Origin of the sequence: Parachlamydia sp., assembly GCF_050255895.1 — a bacterium.
GTDB lineage: Bacteria > Chlamydiota > Chlamydiia > Chlamydiales > Parachlamydiaceae > Parachlamydia > Parachlamydia acanthamoebae.
The window spans coordinates 1-21,201 of the sequence record NZ_JBFWIR010000046.1 but is presented as its reverse complement, the minus strand read 5'-3'; the positions used below and the strand labels follow the sequence as shown (position 1 = coordinate 21,201).

Genomic DNA, 21,201 nt, shown 5'->3' with positions numbered 1-21,201 from the left:
CTGTGAAACCCCAAAAATTTACGAAATATGCAGCCGTCATTCTCGATGTTGCCATTGAAAAGACGCTCGATTACGGAATCCCTGAAGATTTAGTTCCAGAAGCTAAAAAAGGGGTACGGGTTGAAGTTCCTTTGCGTGGCAGCCTACGAAATGGCTACATCATGGAAATCAAAGAAACTGCAGATTATGCAAGAGTATCCCCTATCCAACGCATTTTTCCAGATGTTCAAATTTCGGAAGACCTTTTCGAGCTCGCTTTATGGATCTCTCGCTACTATTTAGCTCCCCTATCGCAGGTTTTCAAAATTCTTGTCCCCTCTAGCATTCGCAAAGACATGCAGCATAAGCAACAGCTATTCGTCATGCGAAAGCAAACTCGTGAGCAATTAAAAGAGGTGTGCGAGACCATCCGCAACAAGCACTCCGCTCAAGCTGCGGTGCTAGATGAGATGCTACTAGTCAAAAAAGGGATTCTACTTTCAGAGCTCTTAGAAAAAACGGGTGGTTCGCGAAGCCCTGTCGATACGTTGGCGGCTAAGGGATACCTTCTTGTCGAACCCGTGCGCATCGATCGCTCCCCTCTGATTGGAGAAGAGTACCTCTTAACAAAACCCAAAATTTTAAGCGCAGAACAACAAGAGGCTTTTACCAAAATCGCGCATTCTCTTGAGGCTGGTATTTTTCAAACGCATCTTTTATACGGAATCACTGGCAGTGGTAAAACGGAAGTCTATTTACAGGCTATTGAAAAAGCCCTGCAGATGCAAAAAAGCGCCATTATGCTTGTTCCAGAAATCTCATTGACTGCCCAAACAATCGAACGTTTTAAAAGCCGTTTTCCCGATAACATCGCCATTTTACACCATCGCTTAAGTCATGGTGAGCGTTTTGATGAATGGCATAAAATCCGACGGGGCGAGGCTCGCATTGTAATTGGAGCACGTTCTGCTGTATTTAGCCCTGTCCCCAACTTGGGCTTAGTGATTGTAGATGAAGAGCACGAGCAGTCGTATAAGCAACAAGAAGAATCTCCTTGCTACCATGCCAGAGACATCGCAGTCATGCGAGGCAAGATCGCTCAGGCTACCGTTCTTTTGGGAAGCGCTACCCCTAGCATCGAAAGTTACTACAATGCAATCAAAGGAAAGTATGTTCTCAGTCTTTTAAAAAAAAGAGCCGAATCGTCCTTGCTTCCTTCTGTCACAATTGTCGATATGAAAAGGGAGTTTGAAAAAGCAAAAGGATTTACCAACTTTTCTGAACTCCTTCTAAATGAAATTGAAAAGCGGTTAACTACGGGTGAACAGACAATCCTTTTTCTAAACAGACGTGGCTACCACACCACCCTAACATGCCCAAGCTGTCAAACAGCAATAAAATGCCCACACTGTTCGTTAGCTCTCACGTTTTATTATTCGCGCAATAGCCTCTCCTGCCATTTGTGTGATTTTACCATCTCCCCTCCACCGTCCACGTGCCCCAACTGCAAAAAAGATACTCCCATGAAATTCCAAGGAGTAGGGACAGAATTAATCGAACGCTCTTTGCATGCGATTTTTCCGGATATTCGAACGATCCGGATTGATGCAGATACAACAAAACACAAGGGCAGTCACCAAAAGCTCCTGCGAGACTTTGGCACAGGCAAAGCCGACGTTTTGATCGGGACGCAAATGATCGCCAAGGGTTTGCATTTTTCTGAAGTGACCTTGGTGGGTGTTTTAAATGGCGATGCCTCTTTAAATATTCCCGATTTTCGCTCCTCTGAAATTGCCTTTCAACTGATGACGCAAGTTGCTGGTAGGGCGGGCAGAGGGATCACACAAGGAAAAGTGATCATCCAGACCCATATTCCAGACAATTCCACAATTCAACTGGCTTCTCAACAAAACTATACAGCCTTCTTTGAAGAGGAGATTTCATCACGCGAGTTATTTAATTTCCCCCCCTTTAGTAGTATGGTCAAGCTGAATTTTTCAGGTTCAAATGAAAAAGAAACTCTCGAGTTTTCCCAAATTTTTCGCAGCAAGTTGCAAACGAATCTCCCCGAAATATTCGTTTTAAGCCCTGTCATTCCTTCTGGACACGCAAAAGTAAAAGATCGTTTTCGCTTTCAATTTTTGGTGCGCGGTCCAAGCATCTACGCGGCAAATCAGGCAATTAAAACAACCCTTCAACGTACTTCTATTCCCCATGGGATGAAACTTTTGGTGGATGTAAATCCGCTCACAACCTTCTTTTAAAAAAGTATCTACTGCCTCAATAAAAATGATTGCAATTTTGTCATATAGCCCCTATCACATATGGGTAGGCTGTATCTACGTCGATTACAGCACTAAATGTTGATAATTAGCACCTTTAACTGAGATCACCAGATGTTTAGAATCACTTTTTTATTTTTTTTGATCTTCTCACATCTTTTGTTAGCTGAGCATATGATGATTATTGGAATTGCAGGAGGCACAGGTTCCGGTAAAACACGGCTAGCAAAACAAATTCAAGAAGCTTTTGGAAATCAAGCTTCGCTCATCGAGCAGGATTGCTACTATAAAGACCTCTCAGATTTACCTCTTTCAGAAAGAGCCAAAAAAAACTTTGACCACCCGACCTCGTTAGACTTCGAATTATTGCAAACACATTTGCTGCAATTAAAAGCTTGGCAACCCATCTACAAACCCCATTATGATTTTAAAACACACAGCCGGACCCAGGACACCACCTTGGTTTTTCCAACCAAAATTGTGATTATTGAAGGGATCCTTTTGCTGTCTATTCCAAATATCCGAGAACTTTTGGATTTAAAAATTTACGTGGAAGCAGAAGATGATATACGGATCCTGCGTCGCTTAGAACGCGATATCAAGGAACGTGGAAGAGATTTTACAAGTATCAAAGAGCAGTATTTAAAAACTGTCAAACCGATGCATTCAAAATTTGTCGAACCGAGTAAAATTTATGCAGATGTGATTATTCCCAGCCATGGAGATAACTCACAAGCCCTTCAAATGATTATTTCGAGGCTGAAAGACGCTGTCGATATCTCTTTCTAAAAAACGAGGCATCCTAAGATGCCTCGTTTTTTTTAGAGCATATAAGAAAGCGTCCCTAAAACGCTATACGAACGCCATTTAGCCCCATTGAAAGGGGTTGCGCCCTTGCCAAAGATCGAGTAGATGTAATCCATACCATGCCACGTGTTCATGCGTAGAAAATTTCCTTCTAATCCAATTAACCAACCACAATCAAATTGATACTGCGTTCCTAAAGTATAAAACGTCCCTGTGGCATGCGCCTTTTGTCTAAAATCTTTTAAGAAATCCCAGCGTAAATTCCAATGTCCTTGCCCCTTATAATGTGCCCAATGGTATTCAAACGTCCCGTACAAGGTCCAGCTTCCCAAGTAACAAAACAGATCCCCTCCAACCCAGGGTCCATCCCATTTTGCCCGGTAGTTGCTATGTAGATTAGAAATTTTCCCTGGTTCTCCATCAAAATCAATGGTTTGACGTCCATGAAATTGTCTTAAATGGAGTTCGTGATGTGACCATCCGGCTAGTGGAATAATTTTAAGCATTTGGCAAAACCAGGTAGTTTGAAAGCCTATTGCAGCGGATAGATCAAAAACCTCACCTTTACCAGCATCGTTGATTGAACGAGAATATTCTTGCTTTCTTCCACTCTCTAGATAGTCTGAATCTCGATTCTGCCCATGGTAAATCTTCCCATAATCGCCTTTAAAGCGGGCTGTAATTGAACATATAGAAATTTTACCAGTTCCCATAAGATTGTAACTGCATAAATCTTTCCACGTCAGCTCCGATAACACATCTGGATTTCCTCCAGGAGCAGAGATGGACCATCTAAAGCGATCTTCTCGATAGCCCGCACCGATTTTATAATCCAAATCAATCAAAGCGCTTCCATTGGCAAAAAGCATCATTAATGCAATTAATACAACCCAAAATCTACACATAAAATTCCTTTGTTCTATATTCCAATAAATGTGGCATAAAAATTACGCTTTTTCAGAAAAATTTTACAATCAAAATTATTCGATTCGTTTCATTAAATTCCCTTTCAGCCTTCTTTCAGAAGATAAATGAGTCCTTGATTCGAATTCTTCTTTTTCCTTTTTTTTCGAACGCAAAAGTCAGCGCTAAAATAGGGGGCGCAAAAACTGTATTTTTCTCTTTTTTAACGTTTATTCTAATCACGGATATTGCTATTCTGTTTTTGCCAAAGATATGCGAAAGCTGCACTCTTGAAAAAGTGTGTAAAAGGCTAAATAAAAAATTGTTGATTCTTATACGTGGGAAATAGAAAAAGCGCCCAGATTTAACGCCGATCTGTGATGTGCATAGGGCATGTCAAAACAGTATAAGAAAAGACGCAAGGAGAAAAGTAACATTAAAAACTGACAACAGGCTTGAAAAAGTCTAACTATAAAGGGCATTTAATGAAGTGGCTTTGTTTAGTTTTAGTTGCCACGGCTAAAGCAGCGTTGCTTGATGCGCAGGAAGCGATCACATCCACCCCTTGGATATCAGACAGTGAAGAAGGATTCTTTTCTTTTCACCGCTACGAAGAGACTTCAAGTGATAGTTTAGGGCAAGGATTTCCAGATAGTTCTGAGATGACTTCTTTAAGCATCACTGCCAATATTTTGTTAGGAATTGCCCTTGTCTACAATTTTTTATCACGTAAAGTGCTTGCTTTGCCTGATAATTGGCAAAAAGAGCAGGCGACAGAGCAAACCGTCGTTTTAACGCATTCAAAAAATCCCCTCAAGTACCTCTCTCATTATATTAAGACCATCCGACGTGTTTTTGGAATTTGGATTATCCCTCTTATCGCTTCTATTACCTTTCTCTACGATTGGAAAGCAGCTATCAATTTTCTCAATACACGCAATTACACAGAAGCTCTGTTTATTTCGGTTATCATGACCATCGCATCTTCACATCCCATTATGAACCTCGCAGAATCTTTTATTCGGAAAGTCGCTTCTCTCGGGAAAGAATCTCCAGGAGCCTGGTGGGTCTCTCTACTAACGATAGGGCCCATTTTGGGGGCAGTTATCACGGAAGCTGGCGCAATGATTGTGACCTGCTTGTTACTTGCTAAACAATTTTATACACGCCCTGTTAGCCAGAAACTCGCTTATGCCACTCTCGGTTTATTGTTCACACATATTTCTCTGGGAGCGATCATGACAAATTTTTGCACCCCGGTTGACTGGATGCATGCTGAACAGTTAGGTGAAGAAGAAATTCTCACACTTGTTATGTTTAGTTGGAAATCCCTTTTAGCCATTTTTACATCCACCATATGTTATTACCTGTACTTTCGAGATGAATTTGCCGAGTTAGCAAAAAAAGAGCAGCATCGAGTTTCTGAAATTAAAAATTCTGTCCCATGGTGGGTGACAGCAACACATGCCATCTGCCTCATTGGAACCATTCTTTGTCTCTATCATCCGACTATCTTTATCTGCATTACATGCTTATTTCTTGTTTTTCATGAAATTACCCACCCCTATCAGACTCGCTTGAAATTGCGCCCTCCCATGTTGGTAGGTTTTTTCTTCTCAGGACTCGTCATTCATGGTGGATTACAAGAATGGTGGATTACCCCCCTACTTGAAAGAGTCGATGCTTTGATGCTGACTGGCGCATCTTATATGTTTGGATCTTTCATTGATGGAGCCACATTAACCTATTTGGCAACCTTGCTCCCGTCCTTAAATGACGCGACAAAATATTCTGTGATTGTTGGAACTCTGGCGGCGGGAGGATTAACTGTCATTGGCCATCCACTGAATTCAGAAAAAGATACCCCACAAAATTCTCACTTTTCCGAAGGGATTTCTCCCAAAAAGCTTTTCTGCGCAGCTTTATTTCCCATGTTCGTGACAGCATCTATCTTCTTTATATTTAGAGTGTAACAAAGCTAGCATTTCCTCAGGCATTTTAAGCCTGAGGAAACTCGCACCTCGTTATCTAAAAATGTGCTGCAAATTAAATGAAAGGCCTGGTCTATAAACAGGAGCCTGTGGGTACACATAGACTTCTTCATAGTATGCATGTGGAAGAACAGCGCTTCCAATGGAGGAAGGATTGACCGGAGATACTTGCACCGGCAAAGGTCGCACTGGCAATACACGAATAGGACGAGCCGCAACAACTCGTCTTTCAACCAACACGGGTTCTGGCTTTGGAGCGACAAAAAGACTTCCTAAATTAATTTGAAGAGAAGTTGATGTCCGGCCTCTCGCCTCGAGCTGGGTAGAACCAATCGCTAAAAGAGTTAAACAAATAGCTAAATATTTTATTATTTTCATGATATCGCACCTACAATATGTAAATTCAAATGGCTGTATGAAAAACTTCCATGCAGCCAAGTGAAATAAATTGTATGCGAAAACACTTATTTTTTAAAGCAATAAATCGTTTAAATTAAGTGAATTAAAGAGTTGAAGAAATTTCATAAATCATAAAGACATTTGCCACAATTTCGACATTTCCCGCTTCTATGGGTGTACTGTCTCCTGCAAAGCTTTTAGTGGATAGTATGTTGTAACGCGGTGTTGGAAAACTTTCACCAGCCGACCCAGAATTCAACTCCAATACACGCACAAGTTTTACACCAGTCGCCTGAGCCAATGTTTGCGCATCCGCCATCGCATTTGCTGCTGCTGTTTGAAGCGCTTCCGCACGGTAAGCACGAACATCCTTCACTGTAAATTGAATGGAATCAATTGAATTGACACCTGCACGATTAGCCGCAGCGATTAAATCCCCCGCTAGCTTCAGTTTTTCTGTCGAGACAGATAAGCTATTTATCACTTCATACCCTTTAATAGTCTGATCAGAATATCTAGGATGAATGTTAAATTGCCCTGTCTTGTATTCATCTTGGGTTAAGCCTACACCCTTTAAAGCTTCAATGACTTTTTGCATTTTTACATTGTTATCTGAAACAGCTTTTTCTGAATTCGCATCCTGCGTCACAACACTGATGCGTACCATCATTTTTTCGGCAGGTTTATGCAGGCGAGCTTCTCCATTAACCATAAGCTTGGCAGGCTCATTTTCTTTGGATATTCCCGTTTGAGCCATTCCAAATGTCAAAAACGCAGCAATAGCATAATTTAAGAATCTCATGATTTTCTCCATGTTTTCTTGGTTTTGTCTCTTTATTGTTTATTAAAAAGTTATTCAAATAACACTTTTTAAACAATTTAGAGATTATTCTGCTATTGTCAGTATACATTCGACTAAGAATTAGAGACAAACCCTAAACGCATTTCTCAATCTATTTAAAATTTCTTTACTTGACCATTTAAAAGATTTATAGTGGAGCACTTTCATGGAGATGAATCTATGCGCGGGTTACTTCATCATTTCATATCTTTTCTCTGTCTATGTTCATTAAGTGGCTGTGGAATTAAGTCAGCGTCCCCCTATGAACCAATGATAGAAAGCATCGAATCACCACCGCAACGCCCCAATCTTTTATTTGCAGAAGAAATGGAAAAAGGGGCTTATAAACTTTTTGTTGATCAATTAGATGCTTCACAACATTACCTCTTGTACGTGCGTGGAAACGTGAATCGTGATACGGATTGCCAAGAGGTTCTCATTCATCCCGATGGAACAGTATCTCTTACGTCTATGCCTGAAAAAAGACTTGTGCTTTCTTTTGAACCCACTCTTTTAGGGGAATCATTTGATGTTTTTTTATTGTCTATGGACAAAACCCTACTAGGCCTCGCCCATTTGATCCCATTTCCTGTAATAAATACGCAGATTGAAGGATATTCAATTCAAGGAGAAATTTTAAACCAAACCGCAGAATGTCTCTTTTTTACAGCTTCCGGCTTTGATCCAGAGGAGGAAGTGTTAATGGCTTCTGGCTTAAATGACGAGGATGGCCATTTAACCAAGTATACTGCCTCAAAAGATGGAATTCTCCGTTTTATCGAAAATCCTGCATATCGAGGCCGCCGAGGTGGAAAAAGAAAACTCCTCATGATAGGTAAAAAACAAAGAATTGAAGCCGAATATTTATGGGGCACAAAACTACTCGATTATTCCCATGCTTTTTTTCAATCTAGAACCAAGTCAGACTCAACATAATAAGGAATTGCTAGCATGCCTGAAGCCACTAATAACTATAAAAAACTCCACGAAATTTCACGCCAGACACGCATTCTGGAAGGGATTGATTCCTTACTGCACTGGGATCAAGAAACCTACATGCCCGAAGATGCAGCTGCAATTCGCGCTGAACAACAAAAAATTATGGCAGGTTTAGTCCACAAAGGAAGAATCGCTAAGCCATTCGTTAATGCCCTGGCAAAGCTCATCGATATCAAAACAGGTAAAGTTCTAGTAAAAGGACTTGGCTCTGCAAAAAATGCGGCTCTAAAAGTATGGCGACGGGAATATTTAAAAGAAACGGCTCTTCCCACTCAATTTGTGGAAGACTTTGCTAAACTGACCTCTCAATCTGTATTGGTCTGGCGCTCTGCTCGACAAGAGAATTCTTTCCGCCGTTTTGCGCCTTATTTGGAAAAAATTATTCAAATGAATCGCAAAAAAGCCGATCTTCTGGGCTATAAAGAACATCCCTATGATGCTTTGTTAGATGCCTATGAACCAGAAATGACCACAAAACGGATAACCCCCATTTTTTCTGATTTAAAACAATTTCTTGTTGGGCTAATCAAAAAGATCCAACAAAAAACGCAAATTGATGACCACTTTCTGTTTGGCAAGTTTTCTGAATCCAAACAAATGGCTTTTAGTCAAAAAATCTTAAAAGGGATGCATTATGACATGCGTCGGGGAAGGCTCGATTTTTCTATCCACCCTTTCTCTTCAGCTGCACACCCCACCGATAGCCGTATTACAACACGCATTCATCCCTCTTCTTTATTAAGTAACGTACGCTCTGTGATGCATGAAGCTGGACATGGACTTTATGAAATGGGACTCCCTATTAACGAATATGGCTCACCTTTGGGCGAACATGCCTCGCTGGGAATCCATGAAAGCCAATCCCGCTGGTGGGAAACGCGCATTGGACAAAGCTTACCTTTTTGGGAACATTATTTTCCGATTCTGCAGAAGGAATTTAAAGAATTTCAAAAGGTGTCATTAAAAGAATTCTACAAAGCTTCCAACAAAGTGGAGCCTACCTTTATTCGCGTAGAAGCTGATGAAGTCACCTACAATTTGCATGTCATTTTACGCTTTGAAATTGAGAAAGCACTCATCGAAGGCTCTCTCCCGATTAAAGAAATCCCTGAGGCATGGAATGCAAAGTTCAAAGAGCTGCTGGGCCTTGTGCCTTCAACAGATGCAGAAGGATGTCTCCAGGATATTCATTGGTCTCTTGGTTCGTTTGGATACTTTCCCACTTACACATTGGGAAATTTATATGCAGCCCAATTTTTTGCAACATTCGAACAAGCATTTCCAAAATGGGAAAAAAGCGTTGCCGAAGGAGAGCTGGAATTCATCAAAGAATGGTTAGAAAAGTCGATTTTCCAATTCGGCAGACAATATTCCAGCTTTGAGCTAGTCGAAAAAGTCAGCGACGCTCCTTTTTCTAGTAAATCCTTTTGCCACTACTTAGAAACCAAGTATAAAGACATTTATCGCTTTTAGATTTCTTCAAAGTTAGAAGGCAATAGAATCAAAGATTCTAAAATCGAGCTTTGGTATAAAGGGCCAAAAACTTGACGAATCATTTGAACAAAGTTTTCATATCCTAGCTCGTCTCTTAAAGACTCAATCGCCCGTATTGTGCTACTCAAACGATTGAAGCGATCAAAGAGCATTTGCCTTTCTCTAATCAATATCGCGGGAGCATGAATGAATAGATCCAATTCATTCATGTCTTCTTCTGACAGCTTAGGCTGTGAAAGTAGTTTCATAAAAGCAAACAGTTTAGCACTTTCTGCGGCACCGACATCTATCCCATCCTTACAAGTAAAACTAAAAGTCTGTGGCTTCACAATTTCAATGATTTTAATCTGCAGGAAAAGTTCAAATATTTCGATAAAATCTAATCGACTTTCCCGTGATAAAACATTTTTATTCGAGAAAAATAAGCGATGGATCGCATCTAAAAGATTGTTCGTAAACTCGGGGAAAAGCGCATTTTTGATTGACGATGGAAAGTAAAACCCTACACCAGAACTTTGCAAGTGCTCTTTAAAATGTTGAATAAAAGCGGAAGCATGGTTGTCATGATGATAAGGGGCTATCTGATGATAAAATTCGGTATCTTTTGGTAGAGTGACGACTGTTAACACAGCAGAAAAGTCAGGATGTCTTTGTAATTCCTCAATCGCATTGGATCGCGCATGTTCCTTCCAAGAGGTTTTATCCTGTAGATTGAATAACAGATGTCCTTTCTGTTGATTATTTTCGTTGTCTAAGTAAGTATAAGAACGCAAAAAAGCCTTAAATTCATCCACGACCGATGCTTTATTGATCACCTCTTGATAAGTGGGAGTTGGTATGCGCGTGTTTACGCAGCGCATATTATCAAAATACACGGTGTATAGAAGTGTGGGGATATTTCCCTGATGCAAAGGATCAAACGAATGATAGCCATCCTCTTCTAAGTTTTCCAAAACTTGAACTAACGGACCGTGTGTATGGGTTTTGAAAACTTTGCTCAAGGCATTGTAATCTTTAGTTAATTGGTTATAAATCTCTGTATGCCCATGATTGTTTGTTCCTTTACCACGCTGATTAGCGAGCTCACGAGCTTCAATAATCAAATTTTTTAAAGAGGGCATAAATCCATGAATCGCTTTCACACTTGAAAAAAAGCTGCGGCATAAAAATTGAGCCGTCTCTAGTAATAGGCCTCCCATTTTGTCAAACTCGCCAGGAGGATAGGCAATCAGTTTTTGAAACTCACGGGAATGTAAAGCATGCGATAAATACATTTGAAAGTCTTTAAAATAGCCAACACAACTTTTGGTGGGAGAATTCCGCAAAAGATGGGCGGATTGACCGCACAAAATAAGCGCCATAAATGCTTTTCTTAGGGTTGATATGAGTTCATTATCACGCTGTTCTGCACTTTCTCGGTAAAATAAGTCAAGCCGCGATCCAAACGAGCGCAAGATATTCCGTGCGGCACTATGTACAAAAAGATCAAAGTGGAAGCGCATGTCTGCCAATAGATCATTGCTAACTTTTTCCCCGAAATAATCGCCAAAATCACACAGAAGCTTCACATTCCGGATTAAACGAGGACTAAAAAAACGCGAACCATCTTCTTTTCTTAAAAAGAATAATTCATATTCGGTATCTTTCTTGACCGATTCCAGATCCACAAAGATATGTTTCGTTTTTTGGCCTAATCGACGTTCACTAGAGGGCTTTTCCTCTTTCAAAATATGACGTTTAGCTAAACCTAAGATCCATTTTCCTAGCAATCCATTGTCAATTTTGCGTGCGATATGTGTGAGATAAAATTCTTCAAGATCTTTATATTCTTTGGTTTCTGTTACACTTTCTTTAATCTTTCGGTTAAATAGATGGGTGAACTTATCAAGTTTTTTAGCTGCTTCTCCAACTAAGACCATTAAAGATTTGATTTCTTCAACGGCTTTTTCATCCGTCACATATCTGTAATCAGTTTGATAGAAGTTATGCAAATAGTTTAAAACCACTTTAAAAATGTCTTTCACCATGGAAATTGTTTGATCTGCGTTTTCAGGATGCAGCCAATGAACTGTCTTTAGGGTAATGGGCTGATTTTGAAAACTAAAATCATGTTTTTGCGTGATCCCGATTTCGCGATCGACTTCCAAATCCGCAATGTGTGAAAGTGTCTCTACTGCTTCTATAATGGACAAGCCACCATTTTCGCGCCTTTCGTATGTACTCATTCAAACACCTCTTTATATGCTTTCATTAAAAAAGTATTTAAAGCCTTAATACCATTATCACATTTTTTAAAAATTACTTAAACATTACCAGCCAACTTTATTAAATTATTTACTTTGACTATTTATTTGTTTTTTGATAGTTTTCGCCGATTTACTTTTTAAAGTTTTCAATCATTACAATTAATTAAAATTAATTGTATAATCCTAATAAATGCAACAAATGATAAGGAGGTCCCAATGAATCCTCTTAGTTTAAATCAGGAAGTGCAACAAACAGTCATAGATTCCCCTAAACAGCCTATCTCATCGGATCTCCCTGAGAAACATGTCGAACCTCAGGTGATGTCCTCGCATCAAATGATTAATTTTATCTGCGACAAATTCTTGGAAAGACAAACCATAAATAAGCAAATATCTGAAGCAGAGAATGAGCTAGATGACATTCCTGATCAAAAAAGTGAGGTTGCGAAGAAATTAAAAAGCAAAATCCGGGAATTAGAAAAGAAAGACGAACATCTAGAACAAGCCATGAAAGAATCAGAAGAACAACTCAAATCCCAATTCATAGAAGGTCGAGAGCTCCCCGTCACCCTAAGTCGTATGAATCTAGCTATGAACGATTCTCAAATTAAATATTTTAAAGGTATTTTAACGAGTAAAATAGGTCTGTGGAAGGCTTTTGAAAGCAGAGCAAAAGACACGATAGAAGAACATAAAGCCACAATTCTTGAACAATTTGGCAATGGCTCTAAGAATTCTGCCGATGTCAAATTTGATCTAAAAGTCCTGGGTGGCGATGACCACAACAATGGCCAATCCCCCCTCCTGGTTACTTTTACGTTTCCAGATAAATCGCCCCTAAAGGTTGTTTATAAACCCAGAAGTGCACAGACAGATGCCGCTATTCTAGATCTATTTGCCAAACTCAATAGTCTGCATCCCGACCTCAAATCCCATGGAGATCTTCCACAATATAAAATTCAGGATATCGATGGAGGGAAGGGTAGTATTTGGGAATTCATTGAAGGACAACCACTCCATACAGAAGCTTCGAGTACTATTAACAAAATACAAGACCAAGATGTTAGGATTAGAGCTGAAGAAAATCTGATCCGACTCGAGCAAATATGCAGTCGTGCAGGGATAACAGATCTCCATATGGAAAATGTTTTACTAACGCGCGATGGACAATGGGTTCCCATAGACCTTGAGGTAGTAGAACCTGGACATGCCACAGGTCTCTTGAGTTCTCAGGCATCTAAGGATCCAAAATTTTCACCAGAATTGAAACAGGATGAGATCATGCTGATCGACAAATTCCTTGATCAGCAGGAAAAACGTGTTTCACGCTATGTAATTGTAGCTACAGCAAGCTTTATTCAGGCAAGCACGGATCCTTCGACAATCGAGCCCATGGCACAAGAAGTTTTGGAAACTTTATCCAAAAACAATGAATTTAAACTTACTGTGGATCCAAAGCAGTTTATTAAACAGTTTAGTGCCTGTATGGAAAAAGGTGATGTCCCCTTTTTCACAAAAAATAGTGACGCGATTTGTTTTGGGCACTTTGCCGAAGAAAACATCATCGCCATAAGAAAACCAAATAAATGATGAGGTGTTGTCATGAGCAACCCATCAAACAGCGCAATGCTATACAATAGCAGCCTAGAGTTTTTAATGATTGGACGGACAATTAAAGAAACGACCACTGAAAACATCAAGAAAAAAGCACTTCAAATGGCTTCTTCCTGTCATTTTCAAGTATCGAGTATTTCAAGATTAGCGCGCCAATTAGCTAGCGAAGCGAGTAAAAATTTTGAATACCAATTGCGAGCCGAGTTTGAGGCCCACTCTTTCTCAAATTATCACCTGCTCGAGATCAAACTCTCTCAATATATTGAGAGTGGCCGTCAATTTTTCTTTTCAGAGGTCTATGGCGATCTTAGAAAGCTCATGCTTGAAGAAGCAAACAAAAAAAACACACATCTCGCCATGAAAGTTTAATGCCTGTCCCTTAAAGGACAAGCACTGCTAGAAGGACGCGTATTTTTTAAAAGGCCATCTATTGCCTCTTGTAGGGCTGCCTTATAACCTTTATAACCATTTTGAAAGTCTTCGGGTGTCAATGAATAAGAAACATCAGGTGTGACGCCTAAATTTTCAATCGGAGTCCCGTCTGTATGTCTCTCTAAAAGAGATGCTGTATAAGAATAGCCTGCTATTCCAAGCCTATTCGGATGACCGCCCCCGAGAACTGTTCCTCCAGCTCCAGCCGTTCGTGTACCAAAGATAAGAGCTCTTTGATTGTCTTGCAAAATGCAAGGAAAACTATCCCCACAGGAAATATCAAATTCGTTGACTAACACAACCATGGGCTTATCATAAGTGACAAATGGACTTGGCGCAATCGTATTCACAAGAAGATGCACGGGAGAAGTGACATATTTACCTTCTTCCCATTCACTTAAAACAAATTGAAAATACTGAATCACCGATTGCACTAACTCAAAAGAGACAGCATAACCATGCAAGCTAGGCCCGCAGACGTCTATCGCTTCTTCGTCATTTGTAATTTCTTTCAACGTATCTAATGTTTCTAATGCCTCCATCACTTCTTCTTGCGTAATGGCCATTTTATATTTGGGCAATTCAAGGGGTTGATCAGTTAAAAGACTCAATAATCCATATGAGTAAAAAACAGATCCCCCTGGATTGTTAACCTGATCGACCACTAAAGCTTGAGTACGAGGGTTAAAATAGTCAATCAATTTCGCAAATTCCACCACTTCATCATCCGTTCCATCATATGTCGCAATTCTGATATATCCAATTCTTTGTCGGCTAGGAGTTTCACAAATATAAGCATGGAAAGGACTATCTGGAGGGGATTGCCAAACGATGGATCCTAAAGGAGGGACAAAACTTTTGCGCGCCCCTAAATTATGGACATCTTCCACCACGCGGCTTTCCGGCTGGTTGAATTTGGCATACAAAGGGGTTAGCATCATTTTTTTATAATAGGGACGTTGAAAAAAAGGTTGTTTCTCAGAAATCCCACGTGCCACTAAAGAAGGCAAAGGAATTTCTTTTACTTGCTCTGGATGATATGTCCATGTTAAGACATACGATTTTTGCTCGCCTGTTTTTTTATGAATGAGGTCGACTTCCACATTGCCTTGAGGAACATCTTCTGCAAACATTCCTGCGCGTAAGGTTAAAGAACGTTCAGCAAATCTTTGATCCGTTTTTTCATTATGTCGATCATGCTCTGATCTGCGAAGATTTTGAACGAATTCATGGATATCTTGCCCGTCAAATGCGATGACCTCATCTCCGATAGACCAATCCAGACACTCTTCGGGAAGTTTTTCCTCATTGATCCATGTGATAAAATAGCGCCCCTCTGCGCCTTGCAAATGAAATGGTAAAGAAGCCATTTCTGTTGAATAAAACGAGACATTCACATGGTAGTCAGCGGCCGAAGTAAAAAGTTTATTCAAGATTTTATGGTAATCTTTCAATGTTGGAGAAGAAAGGGATGTGATTTCCGCTTCGGCATTATCAAATTGTTGGTTAAGATTCCACCCAAATTGAAGCAATTTCCAATCCGCAGGAACGTATTTGATCTGGAAATTTTTCCGAATAAAATGGAGATCTTCAACCATTTCCTGACGCAAAAGTGAATCTGAGGCCAAAAGTGCATGACAACTAAAAAAAACAACAACTAAATATAGATTAATAACGTATTTAATATTCATATGACCTGAGTATGATTAGACAACTTTCCCATATCGAAAGAGGTCTATTGATAAAAATAGAGCAAACCTTAAAAATAAATAAGTATATAAAACGTTTTTTGTTTCTGTCAATGTTACAACGCTTTTTTCGAAAAATATTTTACACTTACTGAGGAATGGTAACGATGACAAACTTTTTTCTGCAGCAATTGCTTGAAAATCCTGATAGCCTTCCACACCATGGAATTTGCCTTCCCATTTTCTCTTTACACTCCAAAAACAGTGGTGGCATTGGAGAATACACAGATCTTTTACCTCTCATTGGATGGTGTAAAAGTCTAGGATTTAACATCATTCAGTTACTTCCCATTAACGATACGGGATTAGAAACCAGCCCATATAGCGCGTTATCCGCATTTGCTTTAAATCCTCTGCATTTGGGACTCAAACAACTCCCTTTTTTCCACGATTTCCCCAAATTGATTCCATTGCTTTCTAAGCTGCAGGCTTTCAATCAAAATCAACGAATTCCGTACAAAGAAATTCATGAACATCGGAATGTTTTTTTGCGACAATACTTTCAGCTTGCCGGCCCCACTCTTCTAGAAGCAGCCGAGTTCCTTGAATTTAGAAAACAAAATCCTTGGGTGGACAAGTATGCCTTATTTAAAGCTTTAAAAATCCAAAGAAACTGGGAATCCTGGGATTTATGGCCTGAAAAACTCCGTTTCCCGACAGAAGAATATCTCAGCGAACTGCTTGTAGACATGCAGGATGAAATTTCCTATCACGTTCTTTTGCAATTTCTTTGTTTTTCCCAAATGGAAACTGTCAAAAAAGAAGCTGAAGCTCAAGGTCTCTTTTTAAAAGGAGATATTCCCATTTTAATTAACTCGCAAAGCGCGGACGTGTGGTTAAATCGATCCCTTTTCTATACACATTTGACAGCGGGAGCTCCACCGGATCAGTATAGTGACGTGGGACAAAATTGGGGCTTTCCTCTCTATAACTGGGATAAAAATGCCGAGACGGACTACGCGTGGTGGAAAAAACGTTTAGAAATTGCCTCCCATTTTTATCACTTTTATCGAATCGATCACGTGGTCGGATTTTATCGCATATGGGGTATCCCTTTTAATGTTCCTGCTAAAGAAGGAAAATTTTTTCCTGAAGATCGCTCCACCTGGATTCCTCATGGGGAAAAAATTCTTCAAATGATGTTAGATAATTGCCCCATGTTGCCAATTGGAGAGGATCTTGGTATGATTCCTCCCGAAGTGCGTGTGAACCTTCGCAAACTAGGTATATGCGGGACTAAAGTGATGCGCTGGGAAAGGATGTGGAATGAAGATCGTCGTTTTATTAAATACCAAGATTATATTTTGGAAAGCTTAACGACCATCTCTACACATGACTCTGAAACGCTTCAATTATGGTGGCGAAATAATCCTGCCGAAGCGCAGGACTTTTGCAATTTTAAAGGATGGGCTTATGAGCCAATCCTTTCACCTGCTCGCCATCAAGAAATTTTGAATGATAGTCATCATACGCATAGCGTTTTTCACATCAATCTCCTTCAGGAATATTTGGCCGTTATCCCAGGCTTAACATGGCCTGACTTAGAGGATGAGCGAATCAATATCCCGGGGGTTGTGTTGGACAGGAATTGGAGCTATCGTTTCAAACCTAGCGTGGAAGAATTGATTCAACATGCAGAGCTCGCCCATCTCATGAAAACTTTAACGGCTTAGAACGATGACACGCATTTTTTTATTTTTAGCATTATTTTGCTTAAGCTTATGCATGGCGGCATCCCCCCTCAAAATCCGCGCCTTGTTTCGCAGCTTGGATCCGAAGTCAATTACCCAGCATTTAGCTTTGTATGAACTCTATCCCGATTCAGTCGAAGGGCAACTCGCACTAAAAAAAGCGTGGGAGCTTTTAGAGGGATCTCCCCATTCTTCCACGCCAACTCCTCTCTCATCTATCGATCCCTCCATCATTCATGCGCTTATCGGACTCGTCAATAAGCAAGCGGATGAAACGGCCCCTCAACTATCTCTGCAAGAACTTCAACTCATAGACAGGCTAGCCTCCAAGCTGCCCAATCGCAAACTCAAAGGCTTTTACGCAACGACCGAAGCGGAAGTGTTGAATCTTCCCACAGAAGAAGTTGATTTGGCAAACGGACTTTTTTTGTCTCATTTAGAAGATGAAAACAAAGATTCAGGGAAAGTCTATCAAGCGATGATGGATCTCATGGCACTCCAAATCCTTGCTAAATTACCACCTAACGCAACACCTCTACAAAAAATTTCAGCTATTAATGCCTTCATTTTTTTCGATATGGGCTTTCGCTTTCCTCCTCACTCTTCCTATGCTAAAGATATTGACCTTTACACATTCCTTCCCTCTGTTTTGGATTCCCGACGCGGGGTCTGCTTAGGCGTTTCCCTTCTTTATATTTGTTTAGCTCAAAGACTATCTTTGCCCATCGAAATGGTCACTCCTCCCGGCCATATTTACGTGCGCTATAATGATGGCCAAAATAAGCTCAATATTGAAACAACAGCCAGAGGCATTCATATGCCTTGCGAAGAATATCTAGGAATCGATACGCGCGCTCTTCAGGAAAGAACAGTCAAAGAAGTAATCGGCTTAGCCCACTTTAACCAAGCGGCGGCCTATCTCAGACAAAATCAATATGAGAAAACGCTAATTTGTTACCAAAAAGCGCAACCGTATTTGCCGCATGATATGCTTCTAAAAGAATTAACGGGCTATACGCACCTTTTCCTAGGTAATTTTGATGAAGGGAAACAACTTCTAGAGGAAGTTAAAGATCATCTCCCGGACCATGCCGTGACAAAAGAAAATATGGCCGAAGACTATTTAAATGGGGCTGCGGATGTTGAAGGGATTAAGACCATTTTTATAGAAATTGATGAATCTAGAGATTCTCTTCTCAAGAAAAAAGAAGCTTTAGAAAAAATTGTGGAAAAATACCCTAAATTTCGCGCAGGCATTTTTAGCCTTGCTTCTACCCATCTTCAATTGCACCGCAGTCGCGAAGCTCTTTATTGGCTAAATGTTTACCATTCCCTTCACCCGAATGATCCAACTGTTGAATATTACTTAACAGTGTTGTGTATGGAGAGGTGCGAAGCAAATCAAGCTTGGGAACACCTTTTACGAGCAGAAAAAATGACAGAAGCAAGAGCCCACTTTCCTCGCGCCCTAAAAGAAGTCCGACAAGCTTTAAATCAACGGTGTCCTATTTAAAGGTTTCGTATGAAAATTTACACAAAAACAGGAGACAAAGGAGAAACATCCTTATCTTCTGGAGAACGCGTCCCCAAAAATCATCCCCTCATTGAAGCAATAGGAAATGTCGATGAGTGCAATTCTGCCATCGGAATGGCACTTTCGTTTATCCCTAAAAATCAGAAATTCAAAGACTTAAAGGCGCGACTCTTCCATATTCAACACACGTTATTTGAACTTGGTGCTCTTTTAGCCTCACCCCAAGATGAGCTCCCTGAGCTTGGAACAACCCTCCTAGAAGAATGGATTGATCAGATGGATGAAAAGCTCCCACCCTTGCATCATTTTATTCTTCCCAATGGTCATTCGGCTTCAACTTCTCTTCAACTGGCTCGCGCAATTTGCCGGAGAGCCGAAAGAGCCCTAACTAACGCTATTCAAAAAAATAACGCTTCTAAAGAAAGCTTAGTTTATTTGAATCGCCTTTCCGACTTTTTGTTCGTTGCGGCCCGTTTAGTCAATTTTATATCTGATAACCCTGAGACGATCTGGTTATCAAAATTAAAAAAACAACAACAAATTAAATAATTAAATTACACATTTTTAACAATTGTAAAACAAAAACGTCCGCATTATAATACAGATATTATACTATTGAAAAGGATGTTTTTTATGACCCATTTATATGTCGTTTCATTTAATAATGATCTGGATGAACAAAGAAAAATTTTTGTCAATTCAGATAAAAAACTCTCCTCTCTTGAAATCACATCTATAAAAAATAATTCGGAAATCATTCAAAATTTATTTAATGAAGCCGCCGAAGATAAGAAAATCTTGACTCTAGAATGGCAAAATCTACGCGTTAAATTACTTTCTGAAGAGGGAGCAGCTTCCGCTATTTCTCCTATTTCCGTCACAGAAATTGCAATTGGAGGTATGAAGAGACTCCGCGGACCTGCATTTAGTACAAAACTTCAACACATGCTTGAGCTAAAACCAGCTCGTATCCCTCTAGTAAAATTTGTTTGGAAATTGATGCTAGCGCCTTTGATCGGCATTCATCGCTTTATGCATAAAAATCGAGACGCGGTTCTTCAAAATTTAAGGGATCTTGATCAATCTTTCAGTTACGATTCTGCTAATCAGTATTTAAAAGATTATGAAGAACACCTGAACTTTTTACATTCCAAGGCAAATAGTTCCGAAGCTCTTGCACTTCACCTGAAAAGCATGCAGGAAGCAAGTCAGGTTCTTCGTCTGGCCCTTTTAGACTCTTCAAATAATACTCTCATTGAGGCATCCAAATTTCTTGCCTCACAGGCTTTTAATGCTCTTAAAAAAGATTCACAAGAAAACCAGTCGCTCCTCTCTTTACCTGGTGGATTTTATGAAAATGGAAAATTTCATCCTTTGCTCGCTAGCCTTTATCGAAACGAAAATAAAGAGATTCGACTTGAATTAAACTTTTTAGGGTACCCTCCTAGAAACGATTTACCAAGCACCTATAAGTTTGACGAATTGACAGAAGGACAATTGACAAATATCATTTTCAAATTATCCGCTCTCAGCACAAATGAGAAAGTCGCAGCCCCAACCAAATTGACTCGTCGAGAAAAAATACGACTTAAAGTTTTAAGACAATTTAACGTCGATGAACCTGGCAATGAAGAAAAGGCTCCAAAAGCTCAATTAAAGAAAAATTTCGACCCCACACGTTGGCTGTATGAAGCTATTGCAACTGACGGGGGAATCCCTGTTAAAATCTCAGGACCAAACGATATCACCTCTCGAAATTTAATCTCGATTATTGGAACAGATATCGAACAGTTTTTTCCAGAAGCCCCTGCTCCAGAAAAAGTCGAATTGTTGATTAAATTGGTAGAAGAACATTATGAAAAATATGTAAAAGCAAACCCTTATCTGACCTCTAACCAGCAAGAAAAAGAATTTCAACTGTTAAAATTTAAAATTAAAAAACTTGAAAATCATTTGATGAAACGGGTGAGCAAAGAAGATTACGAGATGCTCAAAAAGAGCTCTGCCTTTGATCTCTTTTTCAAGAAAATAGAACAATTGGAAATTCTTGCTGCAAAACAACAAAAAAAACAGCTCCTTAGTCGCGATTCCTTTATCGATAACCGCTTGGGCAAATCCTCTGGTGAATTTTCTTTTGCCGTTGATGGTCTTTCAAATGTGATGTCTCCAAAATTCGAAATTCAATCACAAAAAAGTGAAGACCTTCTTGCTGCATACGCACAAGAGCTCACCCACCTACGA

15 protein-coding genes and 1 pseudogene are annotated in these 21,201 nt (G+C 39.9%); 11 read left to right on the top strand and 5 right to left on the bottom strand.

Features of this window, described 5'->3' with window-relative positions; all coding sequences use genetic code 11:
- The first annotated feature begins 2 nt into the window (after window positions 1–2).
- Complete coding sequence (gene priA / locus AB7E63_RS08915) at window positions 3–2,243, top strand: primosomal protein N' (protein WP_006342306.1); 2,241 nt, start codon at window positions 3–5, stop codon at window positions 2,241–2,243.
- Between the two features lie 192 nt (window positions 2,244–2,435).
- Window positions 2,436–3,050: a uridine kinase gene (gene udk, locus AB7E63_RS08910; protein ID WP_232503246.1), complete on the top strand. Its 615-nt coding sequence runs from the start codon at window positions 2,436–2,438 to the stop codon at window positions 3,048–3,050.
- 32 nt (window positions 3,051–3,082) lie between these two features.
- Here udk and AB7E63_RS08905 read toward each other — a convergent pair whose 3' ends face one another.
- Entirely contained in the window at window positions 3,083–3,973 is an 891-nt protein-coding gene (locus AB7E63_RS08905) for a hypothetical protein (RefSeq protein WP_013924546.1), read from the bottom strand.
- A gap of 483 nt (window positions 3,974–4,456) precedes the next feature.
- Here AB7E63_RS08905 and AB7E63_RS08900 point away from each other — a divergent pair, with 483 nt between their 5' ends.
- Window positions 4,457–5,944, top strand: a complete 1,488-nt coding sequence (locus AB7E63_RS08900) for a putative Na+/H+ antiporter (protein ID WP_006342310.1) — start codon at window positions 4,457–4,459, stop codon at window positions 5,942–5,944.
- Between the two features lie 51 nt (window positions 5,945–5,995).
- Here AB7E63_RS08900 and AB7E63_RS08895 read toward each other — a convergent pair whose 3' ends face one another.
- A complete protein-coding gene (locus tag AB7E63_RS08895; protein WP_006342311.1) occupies window positions 5,996–6,340 on the bottom strand; it encodes a hypothetical protein in 345 nt (114 codons plus the stop codon).
- A 124-nt stretch (window positions 6,341–6,464) separates the two neighbouring features.
- Window positions 6,465–7,163 (bottom strand): SIMPL domain-containing protein, encoded by a 699-nt coding sequence (locus tag AB7E63_RS08890; protein ID WP_013924544.1) that lies wholly within the window; start codon window positions 7,161–7,163, stop codon window positions 6,465–6,467.
- 219 nt (window positions 7,164–7,382) lie between these two features.
- Here AB7E63_RS08890 and AB7E63_RS08885 point away from each other — a divergent pair, with 219 nt between their 5' ends.
- A complete protein-coding gene (locus AB7E63_RS08885) occupies window positions 7,383–8,138 on the top strand; it encodes a hypothetical protein (RefSeq protein WP_013924543.1) in 756 nt (251 codons plus the stop codon).
- Between the two features lie 15 nt (window positions 8,139–8,153).
- Window positions 8,154–9,674, top strand: coding sequence for a carboxypeptidase M32 (locus AB7E63_RS08880; RefSeq protein ID WP_006342314.1), 1,521 nt, complete (start codon window positions 8,154–8,156; stop codon window positions 9,672–9,674).
- On the opposite strand, the gene AB7E63_RS08875 is transcribed toward AB7E63_RS08880, so the two are convergent.
- On the bottom strand, window positions 9,671–11,920 hold the full coding sequence (locus AB7E63_RS08875; protein WP_006342315.1) for a hypothetical protein: 2,250 nt from the start codon (window positions 11,918–11,920) through the stop codon (window positions 9,671–9,673). The genes AB7E63_RS08880 and AB7E63_RS08875 overlap by 4 nt on opposite strands.
- A 237-nt stretch (window positions 11,921–12,157) precedes the next feature.
- Here AB7E63_RS08875 and AB7E63_RS08870 point away from each other — a divergent pair, with 237 nt between their 5' ends.
- Window positions 12,158–13,531, top strand: coding sequence for a DUF4135 domain-containing protein (locus tag AB7E63_RS08870; RefSeq protein ID WP_006342316.1), 1,374 nt, complete (start codon window positions 12,158–12,160; stop codon window positions 13,529–13,531).
- A 12-nt stretch (window positions 13,532–13,543) separates the two neighbouring features.
- Window positions 13,544–13,924 (top strand): hypothetical protein, encoded by a 381-nt coding sequence (locus tag AB7E63_RS08865; RefSeq protein WP_013924541.1) that lies wholly within the window; start codon window positions 13,544–13,546, stop codon window positions 13,922–13,924.
- On the opposite strand, the gene AB7E63_RS08860 is transcribed toward AB7E63_RS08865, so the two are convergent.
- Window positions 13,921–15,678 (bottom strand): protease-like activity factor CPAF, encoded by a 1,758-nt coding sequence (locus AB7E63_RS08860; protein ID WP_006342318.1) that lies wholly within the window; start codon window positions 15,676–15,678, stop codon window positions 13,921–13,923. The genes AB7E63_RS08865 and AB7E63_RS08860 overlap by 4 nt on opposite strands.
- Before the next feature lie 164 nt (window positions 15,679–15,842).
- Between AB7E63_RS08860 and AB7E63_RS08855 the strand changes: the two genes are divergently transcribed.
- The 4 genes and pseudogenes from AB7E63_RS08855 to AB7E63_RS08840 all read left to right on the top strand — a co-directional run.
- Window positions 15,843–17,408, top strand: coding sequence for a 4-alpha-glucanotransferase (locus AB7E63_RS08855; protein WP_006342319.1), 1,566 nt, complete (start codon window positions 15,843–15,845; stop codon window positions 17,406–17,408).
- Between the two features lie 4 nt (window positions 17,409–17,412).
- Window positions 17,413–18,939 carry a transglutaminase family protein gene (locus AB7E63_RS08850; RefSeq protein WP_428419251.1) on the top strand — a complete coding sequence of 509 codons (1,527 nt, stop codon included), beginning with the start codon at window positions 17,413–17,415 and terminating at the stop codon, window positions 18,937–18,939.
- 9 nt (window positions 18,940–18,948) lie between these two features.
- Window positions 18,949–19,509: a cob(I)yrinic acid a,c-diamide adenosyltransferase gene (locus AB7E63_RS08845; protein WP_428419249.1), complete on the top strand. Its 561-nt coding sequence runs from the start codon at window positions 18,949–18,951 to the stop codon at window positions 19,507–19,509.
- Between the two features lie 84 nt (window positions 19,510–19,593).
- Window positions 19,594–21,201, top strand: a pseudogene (locus tag AB7E63_RS08840) (hypothetical protein); the annotation flags it as partial.